Genomic DNA, 14589 nt, shown 5'->3' with positions numbered 1-14589 from the left:
GTTGGATCACTCCGGGACTGATGATCCGGGGGTGTGGGGTGGCTCGGCCGAAGCCAGGGGATGTCGACGACGAACTGTGGGCGGTGATCGAGCCGCTGCTGCCGAAGGTCGAGCGTCGTGCCCGTCATCCGGGGCGCAAGCGGCATCCTGACCGGCTGGTGTTCCAGGGCATCCTGTTCGTCCTGCATACCGGGATCGCCTGGGAACACCTGCCGCAGGAACTTGGCTTTGGCTCAGGCATGACCTGCTGGCGCCGCCTGGCCGAGTGGACGGAGGCCGGTGTGTGGCCCCGGCTGCACGAGGTCCTCCTGGCCAAGCTCCGCAGCGTGAACGCCCTGGACTTCTCCTGGGCAGCCGTCGACGGCTCTCACATCCGGGCGTTAAAGGGGGCTCCAAGACCGGACGAAGCCCTGTCGACCGGGGTAGAACGGGCAGCAAGCACCACTTGATCACCGATGCCACCGGCATCCCGCTCGCTGTCACCTTGACTGGGGGCAACCGCAATGACGTGACCCAGCTCGTTCCGCTGCTCGAAGCCGTTCCGTCGGTGCGGGGCAAGCGCGGCCGGCCCCGGCGTCGCCCGGACGTCGTGCTCGGTGACCGCGGGTACGACCACGACAAGTACCGCCGTCTCGTGTGGGAGCTTGGGGTGAAACCGGTGATCGCCCGCCGCGGGACCGAACACGGTTCCGGGCTCGGCACCCACCGCTGGGTCGTGGAGCGCGCATTCGCCCATCTGCACTGGTTCCGTCGCCTGCGGATCCGGTGGGAGATCCGCGACGACATCCATGAAGCCTTCCTCAAGCTTGCCTGCTGCATCATCTGCTGGCGGCGCCTGACGAAGCTCGTGCCTCAGTCGCCGCGGTCCGAGCTGAAGCCGCGGTCCTGAACCACCGGAAAAGTCTTCTCCGCATCGGCAAGCCACGCATCGATCTCGTCGTGGGAGGACCGGATGGCGCTGATCAGCTCCATGAGGGCGTCCAGCTTCTGCCGGCCGACGTTCAGGCACAGCTCCTCAAGCGAAACTTCCTGGTACGGCATGCTCAGCTGCCACCAGAAGCGCATCAGGTAGCGACACTCCTGCGGCTCCCGGTCATCCGCGAGTCGACTGTGAACGACTGCTTGGACGCACTGCCGCTGGTCATCATCGCGAAAGCCATCCCGCAGGTCAGTCAAAGTCACGGTCGGACAGTACCAACCGTGCTCACCAACAGGCGCTATGAGGTCATTCCGTTAGGAGTTCTTAGTGCCCTTGCCGGCCGGGAACATCTGCTTGGCACGCCTCCGCCGCCCGCGTGCTTCCCCCGCAATCGGCCCATCGGCCAGGTCGTACAGGAGATCGGGCCGTACTCCCGCCTTGCCGTATACGCCCTGGAGCTTGCCGGGGAGCACGTCGAAACTGCTGAGCCGGTCGGTGGTGTGGATCCAGTCGAACAGAACCTCGCTGGCGGCACTCATCACGCCGAGCCCGGTGCATTCGCTGACGAAGCGCTGGATGTGTCCTGCGCTGGAGTCCAGGGCAGAGCACTTGACCCCGAGCGGGTCCTTGGTCTGGTCGCCGGTGATGTAGCTCAGCAGCAAGCTGATCTCGTGGGCGCGCACGCTCTTGTCGACCTTCTTGCGCAGGTCGCAGGCGAGGGCGTTCACGTTGACCATGGCGGCCAGGGAGACCGGGAGCGGGCCCTGCCCGATCTCGTGGGCTTGGACGGCCTCCGCGCCGGTCTTCCCCTTCTCAACGGTGAAGCGCCACACTCGGGCGCGGACCCTACTCATAGGAGAAGACTACGGTCCGGTTTCCCTGGTGATTTCGCCCGTCAGTGCGCAGCCCTGGGGCCAGGGTCCAGCTCACCGTCCAGGAGTGCTCGGACGATCCTCTCCGTTCGTGCCTTCAGCTCAGGTCCATGGCCAGCGAGGTTCTGGGCGAGTTCGCTCTGCGGCATGTCGAGTACCTGTTTCATCTCGCCGATCAGGGCGGGCCAGCCTGCCAGCGAGTCAGTCAGTTCGTCCACGTTGGCGGACCAGTCTGCCCGGCGTGCTCCCAGGACGAAGGCGACCAGGAGAACGGCCATGAGGGGCTCGCTGTCGAGGGTGGCGTGTCCGCCCAGACCGGCCGGGTTCTCCTTGCCGGTCATGGCCACAACAGCCCGAGTGAAGACCGGGAGCTGGAGGAAGAGCGCCGCCGCGGCCGGTCGGGCTTCTTCCCATTCGGCATCGGTTGCTTGGCTGAGTGCCTCGGCCAAGCGCGGCAGGGAGACGAAGTCGGCAGCGCCGACGAGGACGCTGGCCGGACCGGTGAGCCAGGGGGCGGCGTTCTCCATGCGCTGGCGTCTTCCCGGGGAGACGCCGAGGACCTTCTCGATCGTCTCCGCCTCGTCTTCCGTCACGTCCGGCTGCGTGCCGAGGGCGAAGATCTGCAGCAGGTGCGAGACTGCGGCGGCCCGTTCGCCTGCCGGGACGCGGATCGGGCGGGGCAGAGCGTTCCCGCCTCGCTTCGCGGCCATGGTCGCGGCGACGGCGCCCACGACGGTGTCCAGGCTGTCACCGGGGCCGAGGTTCCGGCGGCACGTCTCGGTCCGCAGGAGCTGCTGCAGGTCCTGCGACAGCCCGTCGATCACGACGGCCGCGGAGGCGCGGACCACGGCGAGGGCCAAGGGGAAGTCCTCGACCCACAGCACGACGCGCAGCACGTCCACGTTCGAGGTGCACTCACGCCACCGTAGGAGGCGGACCAGCTGGCGGTCGCTGCCCGGCGGGTAGACCCAGACCGGGCGGCGACCGTCGTTGCCGACGCGGACGGGACGGGGCATCAGGCCGTCACGCCGGAAGTCCTCCAACCGTCTCTCGTTCATCGCGCTGAAGCCGGCGGATGTGGCGGCACGAAGAAGGTCATCGCGCTGCAGGACACGGGGTTCAACTGCCATGCGGGGCAGCGTAGGGGGGCGATCGGCCGCCGGGCGAGCCATGTACTCCCGCGCCGGGCCGCTCTAACTTGCAAACGGGTCTTCGGCCGTTGTCACCAGCGGGTTCGCGCTGCTTCTGTGAGTGGGCGGCGCCGACTCAGGCGTCTTTCCTCCCTCTCGAAAGGACTGTTCTATGTCCAGGAATCAGGTAGCGGCCGTGACCGGAATGGCGGTTCGTGTACTCGCGAAGCGGTGGGCCAACGCGAATGGCCTGAGCAGGGAACAGGGCCTCCTGCTCGCGTGGGCGGCCGGCTTCCTCGCTTCGGTGGCGGTCATGCGGGTCTGACTCCCGCGGCTTCGGCGCGGCCGTCGCCAATACGTCGAGGGCCCCGGGAACCATGATGGTTCCCGGGGCCCTTCGGGCTGGGAGTCTCCTACTGGGGTGCCGGCCGGGGGACCGTGTCCCTGGTCAGTTGGTGACCGGGGTCTCCTCCTCGTCTTCCGTCTTCTTGCGCCGTGCGGCGATCAGGGCACCGCCGCCGGCAGCGATCAGGAGGCCGCCGCCGACGAGGAACCACGCGTTGGAGTCAGCGCCGGTGTGTGCGAGGGAGCCCTTTGCGGGCGGGGTGCTCGGGGTGTCGGTCGGGGGCACCGGTGCGGTGGAGGTGGACTGGCTCGGGGTCGGGGTGGCCGGCGGGGTGGTCGCCGGAGTGGTGGGAGGGGTGACCGGCGGCGTGGTCGGCGGGGTCGTCGCCGGAGTGGTCGGCGGGGTGGTGGGCGGCTGGGTCGGCTTGTCCTTCTTGCTGTTGGTGAAGGTGGCGGTGGTCTTCTCACCGGGCTTGGCTGTGATCTTGACCGGGGTGGTGTCGAGCTCGTAGCCGGTGGGGGCCGTGATTTCGGTGCCGGTGTAGGCGGTGCCGTTGCGGGAGGAGACGGGGAGCTTGGTGGTGGCTGTGCCGTCCTTGCCGGTGGTCAGGGTGATCGCCTTGCCGGTGCCGGTGGAGGGGGTGATGTTGATGACGGCGCCGGCCAGGGGGGTGCCGGTCTTCTTGTCGGTCTTCTTCACCAGCAGCTCGGCGGGCTTGAAGGCGTCGATGATCGTGAGCTTCGCGGTGCGCTCGGGGGTGACGATGACGTCCTGGTCGGGGGCCAGGTCGTGGAGGGGGCTGCCGGAGTCGGTCTCCTTGAGACGGTAGGTGCCGGGGTGGACGTTCTCGAAGCGCAGGATGCCCTCGGCGTTCGTCTTGCCGGTCAGGGCCTTGGTGCCGTTGAGGGTGTCGAGGAGGGAGAACACGGCGCCGGCGAGGAGGGTGCCGTCCGGGTCCTTCTTGGTGATCTCGACGGCGCCCGGGGGGATCTCGGGTGCGTTGGCGAAGGCGGTCGGGGCCCAGATCAGGGAGCTGGTCGCCAGGGTGGTCGCGGCGAGGGTGGCCGCGGTACGGCGGGTGGCACGCATGAAGAAGGGGGTCTCCTCGGTCAGGTGTGTGGTGGGGGTCGCGTCGGAGGCGGAGGTCAGTGGGAGCGGGCAGCCGGCGTCGGGCCGGAGGCTCGGACTGCTCGTACGGCTGGTGGGCTCGTCCGCAGTGGTGTGGAGGTGGCCGCGTGCCGTCGGGAGGCGGCCTGGACGAGGGAGCGCTGCCGGTCCATCGGCAGGCTGGCGATGCGTTCGAGGGCTTCGGCGGTGTCGGGGCCAAGGCGGCGGCCGGTGAGCTGGGTGACAGCCGCGGCTTCGGCGAGCATGCCCTGGTCCAGCGGGAGTCCGAGCACGTCCATGACGTAGTAGCGGGCGTTGCACAGGGTCTGGGTGATGGGCAGGTCGTCGTGGGTGCCGCTCTCGGCGAGGTCGAGGACGGCCTGGGTCGCTTCGTGGAGGCGGGTGAGCACGACGGTGTCGGTCGCCCAGAGCGTCGTGTGCCGGCGATCGGTCCACGGGCCGGGTTCGGCGAAGCTCCGGGGAGCGGTGAGGACAGGGCAGGAGACCTGAACGAAGGTGACGATCGCGGTCCGCAGGCCGGTGAGGTCGGCTCCGGCCCAGGGAGGCAGGCCGTCCTGGTGCCAGTCGCGTATGACACCGCGTCCGTCACCGGACCTTCGTTCGGCGTCGCGGCGGATGAACGTGCCGTGCTCGCTGAAGCGCAGGTGTGCGGTGTCCAGGGTGCCGCGCTCGGTGTCGATGACGGCCAGGCGCAGGCCGTCGTACTGACGGTCCATGATCGTGCGGGCGAACTCGATACGCAGGCGGATCGACGAGTCCGTCGGGTTCGCGTAGTAGACGTCGCCGACGACGGTGCCGAACGGGAGAGGAAGGTCGAGCCGGTCGAAGAATTCCTGCGCGTACAGGGGCAAGAGGCTCCTTGGGTCAGCGGCTGGCCGGGCGGCCGACGGGCAGTGAGGCGGTCGCCGGGGGCCGGGTGGCGGTGCTCCAGCGCGGGACGCTGCGCGTGGTGATCGCCGGGGGCTGGCGCTGGACACGCTGGACATCGAGCGGGGTCGGTGCGGGGGGCTTCGGCGGGGTAAGCGGGGTGAGGTTCGCCAGGGCTGCGAGTTCGGAGGCGAGCGCGTCGCGGTAGCGCAGGACCGGGGTCGGGTCGAGCAGGGCCTGCGCAGTGGCCGCGATCAGGTGGGCGGGTGTGCGGGAGGTGAAGCGGGCTTCGGCTCGGTGCCATCCGGAGGGTCCGGCCCACAGCAGGACCGTCTCCTCGTCGAGGTCGTCGCTGCCGACGTCGATGGACACCCCCGCAGTGCCGTCTGGGGCCGTGATCTCGACGTACGGGCCGTGCACCCTGCCGGGGCGGCCCCCAGCCCCGAGGGTTGTCGCCCCCGGAAGCCGCTGGGTCTGCCAGCCCGCGTCGAGCAGCGGCTGCACTCGTGTTGCCCAGTACGGGGAGGGGGCTTCAACGAAGGGTTCCTGGTCCTTGCCCGCATCCCAGTCGCGTTCGAGCGCGGTGGTGAAGGCGGCAACGATCTCGGCGGGGAACTCGTTGTTGAAGGCCGCCGACCAGCGGGTCGGGGACGAAGCGTCCTCGCTGGCGGAGATCTTGTAGACGTCGAAGTCGTCGCCGTACCAGCCGATGCGGATGCGCTGGTCGGGCGAAGTGATCAGCATCTGGCAGGGCCCGTCCTCCAGGTGGACGGTGGGCCAGTGCTTCACGGGGACGAAGCCCGCGTCGCCGCACCAGTCGGCCCCCGCGAGGTAGCGCGGGAAGACATACACGTCCCCTTCGGGGATGTACGTCATGCGGCGCCTTCCGTCCCAGGGCCGCCGGGCCGGACGGTGAGGGTGATGTGCTGCGCGGTCTCGGCGAGGCGTTCCTCGACCTTGGCGGCGTCATAGCCGGTGACGACGTAGAGGCCGGCGCGGGCGACGTCGACGTCGCCTTCCGGGGGAAGGACGATCCGATCGCCGGCGGCGCCGATCCACTGGACGAGGTCGAGCCACCGGGTCCGTTCGGCGAAGGCGCGGTCGATGGAGCGGTGGGTGAGGGTGCCGGAGGTCTCCGGGTAGAGCAGGGTGACCCCGGCGGCGCGCAGGCGGGAGTGCTCCAGGTTCGGGCTGGCGCCGCAGGCGAGGTCGGCGGCTATGCGGGGCAGGTCGAGGCCGGTGGCGAGGCAGACGAGGTGGCCGATGAGGTCGCCGCCGATCCTCGCGTTGACCTCGATGATCCGCGAGCCGGTGGCTGTGAGGCGCATCTCGACGTGCTGAATGCCGTGGTCGATGCCGAGCGCACGGATGGCGGCGGCGGCGATCGGGGCGACCTCGTCGAGCAGCGTGTCGGTGGCGTCGACGGTGTGGCCGACCTCTTCGAAGTACGGCTCGAAGCCGAGCTTCTTGCGGGTGACGGCGACCGCGTGGGTGTGGCCGCTCTGGGTGACGCACTCGACGCTGATCTCGGGGCCGTCGAGGTACTCCTCGACCAGGACGTCGGTGTTCTGGCCTCCGGCCAGGGCAGCGCCGGCGGCGGCGAAGTCGAAGGCGGCTGCGAGGTCTTCGCTGGTGTCGACGCGGATGACGCCGACGCTTCCGGCCTGGCCGGCGGGCTTGAGGACGATCGGGTATCCGATGTCCTCGGCCAGGATGGTGGCCTCCATCAGGTCGCGGACGCGGCCGGAGCGTGCCGAGGGAACCTGGTGGGCGGCGAGGAGCCGACGGGTCGCGTGCTTGTCGCGGCAGTTCTCCATCACGGCCGGCGGATTGGCGCGCAGGCCGAGGTCCTCGGCGAGCTGCGCGGTGTGGACGAGCAGGTTCTCGTTCCAGGTCAGGACGCCCGCGATGGTTCGGCGGGCACTGATCGCCTGTCCGGCTGCGAGGAGCTGGTCACGCTGGTACGGGTCGGCGACTTCGTGGTCGACGATGTGCTCGGCTTCCCAGGTGAGCGGCTGCGGGGTGATGACGGCGACGTCGTAGGCGGCGGCGACCTGCCTGAGGCAGTAGCCGCGGTACACCTCGTCGCCGGGGGCGACGACGAGGACCGTGGGGCGGCTGGTGGTCTGCGTCAGAGAGGTCGGGGGGACGGTCACGGGGCGGTCCTTGTCTTCACGGGTGGTCGGGTGGTGGCGGGTGGCGGCGTCGAGGAGGCGGCGAAGGTCGGTGGCGAGGCCGCCAGGGGCCAGGAGGTGACCGGCGAGCGTGGTCGCCTCGGCGGAGGTGAGGGCGGCGAGGCGGTCGGTGAGTCCGCGGACGAGGGAGGCGGCGGCGAGGGCCTGGTCGGCGCTGAATCGCGACAGGTGCGGGGTGGTCATGGGGTGGTGGGTGCTCCGGGCTGGGTGGTACGGGAGCTGCGCATGGCGGGCTCGCGTCGCAGGCGCCAGAACGCGCACGCGAGACCGGCGGCCTGGAGGCCGGCGCAGGCCGTCAGCACGTGGCCGAGTGCGGCGGCGGGGGTGAGGGCGACGACGATTCCTGCGAGCGGGAAGGGCGTGAGCATCACGAGGATCGTGACGGCGAGGGTGGCGCCGAAGACGGGCTCGGGGATGAGGTGGGAGCGCAGGGTGCGCAGGACGACGGTCATGCCGCCTTCGCCGGCCATGAGGACGGCGGTCAGGGCGAGGAAGGAGGTGTAGTCGCCCGCCTGGGAGACGGCGAGCCCGGCCAGGGCGGCGACGGCGGCGCTTGCCGCGCCCGCGGGCCACAGGCCGAGGCGGTCGATCGCGAACCGGCACAGGGCGACGGCGAGCAGGGAGGCTGCTGCGGCAGCGGACCAGATCAGGCCAACGGCGGCGCTGGACTGTCCGAGGTGCTGCACGACGATGACCGGGGCGGCGGCCTGCAGGACGCCGGTCGCCATGTTGGAGACGGTCAGGCCGGTGATGAGCCAGGCCAGTGCCGGGATGGAGACGAGGGTCTTCCAGCCGGTGCGCAGTCCGGCGAGTGCGGGCGCCGGTGGCGGGACGAGGCGCGATTCGCGGTGCCAGGGGGCGAGCAGGGCCCCGAGCAGTGAGCAGGCGGCCATCGTCAGCAGGGTGCCGGTGACGCCGACGGCGTGCAGGAGGAACCCTGCGAGCGCGGGGCCGGCGAGGGTGGCGGTCTGGTCGATGCCGAGGAGAACGGACTGCACCCGGTGGGCGCGGTCGCCGGCGTCTTTGCTCGCGGTCGCGCCGGCGGTCTCGGCGGCGATGTAGGAGAACTCCGTGACGACTCCGGTGATCGCGGCGAGCGCCATCACGGTGATGGTGGCTCCTGTCCCGCCTGCCTGGGTGGGCAGGATGAAGGCGGCGGCCACGACGACCATGGCGCGCAGGACCGAGGCGATGCGGAAAACGCGCTTGGTGCCGTGCCGGTCCACGACCTGTCCGGCGAGCGAGAAAGCGGCGAGCCTGGGCAGCCACTCCAGGGCGAAGGCGATGCCGGTGAGGGTGGCGGACTGGGTGGTGGCCAGCACGATCAACGGGATGCCGTACGTGGACATCGCGAAGGCGCCGGCATCGGCCGTACGGGGGAGGTAGATCCGCCGCAGCAGGGAGAGCTGGGGCGGCAGAGCGTGCCGGGGTCCGGCGATCACGAAGTCGGTCATGTGCTTTCGTCGGAGATCAGGAGCGGCGCCCGCCGCAAGCGGGTGGAAGACGAAGAAGAAGGAGCGGCTACCGTCCGCCGCGGCGGGGCGACGGAAGACGGGAAGGTGCCGGGGGCGGCTTGGGCGCGCCGTTCAAGTCGGCGTAGCTGGTGGTGAGCAGCCGCAGGAGCTGGATGCCTTCGCCTCTGCGGGCGACGAGCGCGTCGATCTCGCTGCCGAGGGACTGCAAGAGGCCGTCGGTGGAGCCGAGTCGGTAGCGGTCGCGGCCTTGCGTCACGGACTGGAGCTGGCTGATGGCCATGTCCGCCCGCTGCAGCAGCGTCTGCTGCACCTCATCGACGTTGTCCGCGGTCTCGCGGATCAGGTCAGCGACGGTGGCGAGGGCGGTGCCGGGCTGGTGGGAGCGGAGGACGAGGCCGCGGGCGGCAAGGGCGTCGCGGACGGTCTTCGTCCCTAGGGCCACCACCGGCCGCGGCTCGGCGGCCTCGCTCACCGGCGTATGCCTCCCGCCGGAGGCACCATTGCCTTGACCGGGCGGGCGACCGGCGGGTGGGAGAAGAGATCGCCCGACTTCCACGAGGCCACGGCAGGGGCCGTCCTCAGCACGGCGCCGGCCACCACTGTCTGCGAGGTGTGCTGGGTCGGCACCGCCGGCGGCCGGGCCGGGGCACGGCGGGCGGTGGGCTGGCAGGTTGCCCAGGCGGTGAGCGCCTCGTAGGCGGGGGTCAGGCCCCGGCCGGCGGCGGTGAGCACGAACTTCCCTTCGTGGTCCCGCGTCACGAGGCGCTTGTCCGACAGATGCTTGAGCGGGTGGTAGACGGCCGTGGGGTGAGCGTCGACGAGTACGGAAGAGGCGAGGGCCGCGCCGGTGGTGGCGCCGCGGTCGCGGAGCGCCCACAGAATCGTGGTGGCGTGCCGTCGCGAGATCAGGTGGAGGGCGTCCTCAATCTCCTCGCCCTTGGCCGCCGGACGGGTCGTGTTCTTCTTGGTGACGGGGTCCTTCACGGTCGGCCGCTCCAGGTGCTTGCTCCCCCACGCGGCGAAATGGTCGAGCACGGGCAGCAGAGCGGCACCCCGGTCGGTGAGCGTGTAGATGACGTGGCGGCGGGTGTGCTCGGTGCGCCGCACCAGGCCGACGGCCTGCAGTTCGCGGACCTTCGGGTGGAGCTGGCCGTCGGCCATCCACGGCATCCGTGCCTTGAGGTCGGAGTAGCGGGCGGGCTCTGTGAGGCTCATCAGCACCCAGGCGTTCCACCTCGGCGAGATCGCCTCCAGGGCCTGGACCACCAGGTCGATGTCACGGGGTGCGGGGGCGGGCAGGCCGGATGCGGGCATGGAGGTACTCCTGAGGCGTGGTGGTGGGGTGTTCAGCGGGTTCGCGCGGTCGTCGCGGCCGGGGCAGGCTTCTGGGCGACGGGCGTGGCGGCGGGGACCGGGGCGCGGTAGAGGCTCTGGATCACGGCGGAGGCGAAGCGGGCCTGGCTGTCGCGGGTGGCGACCGATTCGGCGATCCGGCGGCTGCAGTCGAGGAGGTGGCCGGGGGTGGCGGGGCCGATGTCACGGCCCTGGTCGGCGAGCTGGAGAAGCCGTTCGCGCTGGAACTGAATGTTCTTCTCTGCCAGTTCGACGGTGGTCAGTGCGTCGAGGAGCGTGACGAGCATGTTCGGCCGGTCGGTGGTGGCGATGGCGGCGAGCTCGGCCCGGGGCCTGCCGTAGAGCGATTCGATCCGCTCGGCGAGTTGGTCGGCTACGGGGTGGGGCAATCAACGTCCCTTCGTCCGTGGGACCGGTGCCTGTTCCGCAGGTACAGCTCGGGCAGTGATCGTCGGCTGGCTGAACGTCACTGTGCGTTGGTGCTCCGGCGGTGGTTCGGATCGCAGGACCTTGTCGAGGACCGTCAGGTAGCCGCGTCGGGCCTGGAGTGCGGCCTCCATCCACTGGGCGTCCATGCGCAGGTCGTCCTCGGACAGTTCGTCCATCGGGCGGTCCGGAGCGCTGCGGTCGTGGACGCGGTCGCGGATCCGGGCCACGTGCTGCTCGGCCACGGCGAGGAACGCTCGCAGTTCCAGGGCTTCGCGCAGGTGCCGGGTGTGTTTGGGGGCGGCGAGGAGCTGGTCGAGCGGGGCCCCGAAGACCTCGGCGAAGCGCTCGTCCCGGCTGCTCGGCTTGATGGTGGTGCTCATCGGCGGGTCCTTGCGGATACGGGGACGGGCTGCGGGACCGGAGTGGTGGTGAGTACGGGTCCGGTTCTCCGGGCGGCACGGCTGGTGGCCGGCTGCTCGGGCCGGGGGTAGTCCTCCAGGAGGTGGCGCACGGTCAGCGCCCGGCCGTCGCGGATGGTCAGCGCGGTGTCGACGCGCTGCGCGAGCGTCATGACCTGTTCGTCCAGCTCGCCGGCGGGGGCGGACTGCAGAGCGCCGAGCAGCTCGTCCTCGGCCGAGGTGAGCAGGCGCTGGGCCTCCTCGAGGTCGTCGTACCAGCGGACGACCGCGCTGGGCAGGAACGAGATGGTGCCGCGGGCGGCGGCCACGGCCTCGCGCAGTTCGTCCACGGGGACGCCGAAGCGGTCCTCGATCTCGCGGGCGACGGCGCGCAGGACATCGTCGGGTTCGTCGGTCACGGGCAGACTCCTCTCCTTGACACGGACAGGGGGAAAGGTCCGGAAGCTGTCGCTCCGGGCGGGTGATCTCTAGGATCCGGAGAATCCCCGGTTCACCTAACCGGCGATTTGCTGGTACCTTTCGCCGCTCTCGCCGGGTGGTCACCGCTTCCGGCCCGGGGCAGCCGTCGGGCCGGCGGGCTTCGCCGGGGACCGCGGGGAGGTGGTGGCCCGGGGCCTGGGCAGCGGCGTGCTGCGGTCGTCCAGCCAGGCGAGCGCCGCGTCCGCGGTGCCGAAGGCGCCCTCGCGCAGCTGGTGGGTGTGGGCCCGCAGGTCGGTGGTTTCCAGCAGGAGCCGGTAGGGCTGCGGCCCTGTGCGGTCCGCGGCTTCCAGGAGGACGACGGTCTCCTGGGTCGGGTATCCCTCGCCGGTGTAACTCATCACGATCGAGAACTGGTTGCCGTGGTCGCGGAAGCGCTGCTCCAGCCCGGTGGTCATCGTGTCGGCGGGGCTGGTGCCGATGTCATCGGACCGGCTGATGGCGGAGGCCGGGCAGTGGCGCTGGATGAGCCAGGACTGCGCGAGTGCGTACAGCGGGAGGCGTGCGCTGGCGAAGGTGAAGGTCCGTGCCTCGGTGTCGCGGGTGAGGTGCAGGGCGAGGAGCTGTGGTTCGCCGGGCAGCCCGTACATGGCGGAGGTGTCGTGGAAGACGAAGAAGCTCTGCCGGCCGTCGGGGGTGTGGTGCTGAGCCAGCGTGGTCAGGTCGGTCTCGCTCAGGGCGATGCGGTCGCCGAACTCCCGCTCCACCGCTGCTGAGGCCGGTCGGTAGCCCTGAAGGCGAAAGGCGGGTTCGTAGGCGGAAGAGGACAAGGGTTTCCTGGGACTTCGGTTCAGCGCGTGCGGGTGGCGGCGTCGGGCCAGGCACCGGGGCGTGGCGCGGGGCGGCTCGTGACACGGCTGGAAGGACGAGCGGCCAGCGCGGCGCGGCCTGCGTCGGTGAGGGCGACCGGCTGTCCGGCGTGCAGCGGGTGGCTGGTGTCGCGGTCGACGAGCCCGGCTGTCTCCAGCCGGGCGAAGTCATGCTGGCCGATCCTGGTGCCGGAGGCGGTCACGACGGAGAGCCGCTGGGTGAGCAGGTGCTCGCGGAGCTTGGCGCCCTGGCCGATCGCCAGGAGCAGGGCGATGTCGTGGGCTTTCAGGTCGGCGTGGCCGGCCGGTGTGCGGGCGGCGTTTGCTTCGATGGGCTCGAGGACGTCGGACAGCTCCGTCTCGCGAACGCCGCGGATGTGCACCGCCTCCTGGAGCTGCTTGACCGTGCGGCCGATGCGGTCGAAGAGTGCGGAGTCCACGGGGTACTCGCCGCTGGCGAGGCGCTGGAGGAGCACTCGGTAGAAGGTGACGGACTGCTCGGCGCTGGACAGGGATCGGTGGGCGGCGGCGATGCTCTCGGTCTGCTCGTCGAGCAGGCCGCGGTCGTGGTCGCGCCAGAGCCGGTCGACGGTGTAGCCGACGGCAAGCTCGACGCGGTGGTCTAGGGACGTCAGCGCCTTGCGGACGGGCGTCGTCGTGGACCGGGGCACGTTCGCGCGGCCCCGGTCACTGCCGTCGGCAGCCACGCCGCCCCGCAGCGTCCTCGTCGCCGGCGTGGTCGACGGCTTCGTAGCAGTCCGGGGAGCAGCTGTCGGGGTCCTTCTCGCAGGAGGACTCCTCTGCGGGAGCGCAGCAGCAGGGGGCGGACAGCAGGACGGCAAGTTCCTGACCGGCGGCAATGCGGTCGATGAGGATCTCGGTGCAGGCGTGGAAGCCGTCCGGCGTGATGTCCGGGTGCGGATTGGTCAGGGTCTCCAGCAGGCGGCGCTCCAGCTGCTGGACCTCGATGTAGGTCTCCAGCAGCGCGCGGTGGTGGGGGTTCTCCGGCTCGGCCGGGAGCTCAAGGAGGTTCTCGCCGAAGTGGCCAAGGAAGTTCGGGAAGGCTGTCAACGTACGGCTTTCGTGGTGAGGACGGTGGGCTGGGCGGAGCGGGGAAGGCCGGGGGGTGGGCCGGGCTTCGGGATCTCGCGGTAGGCGTCGATCTGGGGTGAGCGGGTGCGTGCGGCGTGCGCGCGGGCGCCGACCGGACGGTGGTCGATGCCGAGGCGCCGGGCCACGGTGTCGTAGATGTCGTGGTTGGCCCGGGGGCGGACGGCCACGACGTGGATCTCCATGGGGTAGGCCGAGGCCGACGGGGCCGGCCGCAGCGCGTAGACGATCCGCCAGGCGGCCTGGCGGTCGACGTAGAGCTTGCGCAGTCCGGCGAGTTCGGCCGTGAGCTTGCCCCCGTGCCGGTCGGCGTTGACGACCTCCTGGAGCAGCGCGAGCGACAGGTCGCGGATGTGGCTGGGGGCCTGGAGCAGGTCGGTGAGGGCGCGAGGGTCGAAGGTGAGGCCGAAGGCGGGCGGCCGGCCCTCGGCGATCACTCCTCCGCCTGCGCCGTCTCAGCGTCGCGGGCCACGGCGCGCACGGAGCGGCCAGGGCCGCGAAGGAGGCGGTGCGACGGTCGCTCGGGGTCGGTCTGGCAGGCGGACAGCGGTCCGCCGGCGGCCCGGATGGCGGCCATGCAGTGGGTGAGGAAGTCCCGGTGCCATACGAAGGGACCGGCCGGTCCGGCCTCGGGGTCCTTGTGCTGCAGGTAGGCCATCCACAGGGCGTGGAGCCAGGCGACGACGTCGAGGTGTTCCTGCCACTGGTCGCACCATGGGGAGGCGGTCGTGACCTCGCTCCCGTAGGTGGGCATGAGGAAGTCCTCCACCCAGTCGGTGAGCAGGTCCAGCTCGCTCTCGTACTCCTCGCCGTCCAGCTCCAGAATCGGACGCGGCTCCGGCGGCATCATCGCCGCGGACGGCATCGGCGGCAGGCCGAAGCCGGGCAGCGACGCCGGTCCCGGTGCGGCGGCGAGGTGGTCGAGCTGCCGCGCCTGCTCGGCGGAGCGGTCGAGCAGCTTGCGGACGGTGGCCTGGATGCTGTCCAGGTCGCCTTCCGGAAGGCGCACCGGGTCGAATTCCCCGGCGGCGCCGAATTCCTCCAGAGGGTCAGGCTCCAA

Annotated in this window: 19 protein-coding genes; 1 reads left to right on the top strand and 18 read right to left on the bottom strand. The window is 70.9% G+C overall.

Annotated elements, in window-relative coordinates:
* The first annotated feature begins 20 nt into the window (after positions 1-20).
* Positions 21-889, top strand: a protein-coding gene (locus OG392_RS28065) for an IS5 family transposase (protein WP_401424179.1) whose coding sequence is annotated in 2 segments (ribosomal slippage) — positions 21-381 and positions 381-889 — 870 coding nt in all. Because the reading frame shifts where the segments join, the coding sequence is not laid out codon by codon here.
* Here OG392_RS28065 and OG392_RS28060 read toward each other — a convergent pair.
* The 18 genes from OG392_RS28060 to OG392_RS27975 form a co-directional block, all read right to left on the bottom strand.
* Positions 853-1182, bottom strand: a complete 330-nt coding sequence (locus OG392_RS28060; RefSeq protein WP_158767763.1) for a hypothetical protein — start codon at positions 1180-1182, stop codon at positions 853-855. The two genes, OG392_RS28065 and OG392_RS28060, sit on opposite strands and share 37 nt — an antisense overlap.
* Before the next feature lie 51 nt (positions 1183-1233).
* Positions 1234-1773, bottom strand: coding sequence for a hypothetical protein (locus OG392_RS28055; RefSeq protein ID WP_329283931.1), 540 nt, complete (start codon positions 1771-1773; stop codon positions 1234-1236).
* A gap of 41 nt (positions 1774-1814) precedes the next feature.
* Positions 1815-2921: a hypothetical protein gene (locus OG392_RS28050; protein ID WP_329283930.1), complete on the bottom strand. Its 1107-nt coding sequence runs from the start codon at positions 2919-2921 to the stop codon at positions 1815-1817.
* Positions 2922-3369: 448 nt separating this feature from the next.
* On the bottom strand, positions 3370-4356 hold the full coding sequence (locus OG392_RS28045; protein ID WP_329283928.1) for an MSCRAMM family protein: 987 nt from the start codon (positions 4354-4356) through the stop codon (positions 3370-3372).
* Between the two features lie 56 nt (positions 4357-4412).
* Positions 4413-5246, bottom strand: coding sequence for a hypothetical protein (locus tag OG392_RS28040; protein WP_329283927.1), 834 nt, complete (start codon positions 5244-5246; stop codon positions 4413-4415).
* Between the two features lie 13 nt (positions 5247-5259).
* Positions 5260-6138 (bottom strand): DUF317 domain-containing protein, encoded by an 879-nt coding sequence (locus tag OG392_RS28035; RefSeq protein WP_329283926.1) that lies wholly within the window; start codon positions 6136-6138, stop codon positions 5260-5262.
* Positions 6135-7640 (bottom strand): ATP-grasp domain-containing protein, encoded by a 1506-nt coding sequence (locus tag OG392_RS28030; protein ID WP_329283925.1) that lies wholly within the window; start codon positions 7638-7640, stop codon positions 6135-6137. Before OG392_RS28030 ends, OG392_RS28035 begins: the two co-directional genes overlap by 4 nt.
* A complete protein-coding gene (locus tag OG392_RS28025) occupies positions 7637-8911 on the bottom strand; it encodes an MFS transporter (RefSeq protein WP_329283924.1) in 1275 nt (424 codons plus the stop codon). Before OG392_RS28025 ends, OG392_RS28030 begins: the two co-directional genes overlap by 4 nt.
* A 67-nt stretch (positions 8912-8978) precedes the next feature.
* The gene (locus OG392_RS28020; protein ID WP_329283923.1) at positions 8979-9404 is read right to left on the bottom strand and encodes a hypothetical protein; all 426 of its coding nucleotides are present in this window, start codon (positions 9402-9404) and stop codon (positions 8979-8981) included.
* The gene (locus OG392_RS28015; RefSeq protein WP_329283922.1) at positions 9401-10246 is read right to left on the bottom strand and encodes a winged helix-turn-helix transcriptional regulator; all 846 of its coding nucleotides are present in this window, start codon (positions 10244-10246) and stop codon (positions 9401-9403) included. The genes OG392_RS28020 and OG392_RS28015 overlap by 4 nt, the downstream gene beginning before the upstream one ends.
* 32 nt (positions 10247-10278) lie before the next feature.
* The gene (locus OG392_RS28010; RefSeq protein WP_329283921.1) at positions 10279-10674 is read right to left on the bottom strand and encodes a hypothetical protein; all 396 of its coding nucleotides are present in this window, start codon (positions 10672-10674) and stop codon (positions 10279-10281) included.
* Positions 10675-11094, bottom strand: a complete 420-nt coding sequence (locus OG392_RS28005) for a hypothetical protein (protein ID WP_329283920.1) — start codon at positions 11092-11094, stop codon at positions 10675-10677.
* Complete coding sequence (locus OG392_RS28000) at positions 11091-11531, bottom strand: hypothetical protein (protein ID WP_329283919.1); 441 nt, start codon at positions 11529-11531, stop codon at positions 11091-11093. Before OG392_RS28000 ends, OG392_RS28005 begins: the two co-directional genes overlap by 4 nt.
* Positions 11532-11672: 141 nt before the next feature.
* Complete coding sequence (locus OG392_RS27995) at positions 11673-12380, bottom strand: hypothetical protein (RefSeq protein WP_329283918.1); 708 nt, start codon at positions 12378-12380, stop codon at positions 11673-11675.
* 20 nt (positions 12381-12400) lie between these two features.
* Positions 12401-13126, bottom strand: a complete 726-nt coding sequence (locus tag OG392_RS27990) for a hypothetical protein (protein ID WP_329283917.1) — start codon at positions 13124-13126, stop codon at positions 12401-12403.
* Positions 13107-13490 carry a hypothetical protein gene (locus OG392_RS27985; protein ID WP_329283916.1) on the bottom strand — a complete coding sequence of 128 codons (384 nt, stop codon included), beginning with the start codon at positions 13488-13490 and terminating at the stop codon, positions 13107-13109. Before OG392_RS27985 ends, OG392_RS27990 begins: the two co-directional genes overlap by 20 nt.
* Entirely contained in the window at positions 13487-13966 is a 480-nt protein-coding gene (locus OG392_RS27980; protein ID WP_329283915.1) for a type II toxin-antitoxin system RelE family toxin, read from the bottom strand. Before OG392_RS27980 ends, OG392_RS27985 begins: the two co-directional genes overlap by 4 nt.
* Entirely contained in the window at positions 13963-14589 is a 627-nt protein-coding gene (locus tag OG392_RS27975) for a DUF4913 domain-containing protein (protein ID WP_329283914.1), read from the bottom strand. The genes OG392_RS27980 and OG392_RS27975 overlap by 4 nt, the downstream gene beginning before the upstream one ends.

Origin of the sequence: Streptomyces sp. NBC_00691, from assembly GCF_036226665.1 — a bacterium.
Lineage (GTDB): Bacteria > Actinomycetota > Actinomycetes > Streptomycetales > Streptomycetaceae > Streptomyces.
Note: the sequence above shows the minus strand (reverse complement) of the source record. Positions and strands in the feature narration are given on the sequence as shown.

Bases quoted from the DNA above. Each gene is read 5' to 3' on its own strand.
- OG392_RS28055 (WP_329283931.1), bottom strand. From the start codon at position 1,773: ATGAGTAGGGTCCGCGCCCGAGTGTGGCGCTTCACCGTTGAGAAGGGG.
- OG392_RS28030 (WP_329283925.1), bottom strand. From the start codon at position 7,640: ATGACCACCCCGCACCTGTCGCGATTCAGCGCCGACCAGGCCCTCGCC.
- OG392_RS28050 (WP_329283930.1), bottom strand. From the start codon at position 2,921: ATGGCAGTTGAACCCCGTGTCCTGCAGCGCGATGACCTTCTTCGTGCC.
- OG392_RS28045 (WP_329283928.1), bottom strand. From the start codon at position 4,356: ATGCGTGCCACCCGCCGTACCGCGGCCACCCTCGCCGCGACCACCCTG.
- OG392_RS28025 (WP_329283924.1), bottom strand. From the start codon at position 8,911: ATGACCGACTTCGTGATCGCCGGACCCCGGCACGCTCTGCCGCCCCAG.
- OG392_RS28015 (WP_329283922.1), bottom strand. From the start codon at position 10,246: ATGCCCGCATCCGGCCTGCCCGCCCCCGCACCCCGTGACATCGACCTG.
- OG392_RS28035 (WP_329283926.1), bottom strand. From the start codon at position 6,138: ATGACGTACATCCCCGAAGGGGACGTGTATGTCTTCCCGCGCTACCTC.
- OG392_RS28005 (WP_329283920.1), bottom strand. From the start codon at position 11,094: ATGAGCACCACCATCAAGCCGAGCAGCCGGGACGAGCGCTTCGCCGAG.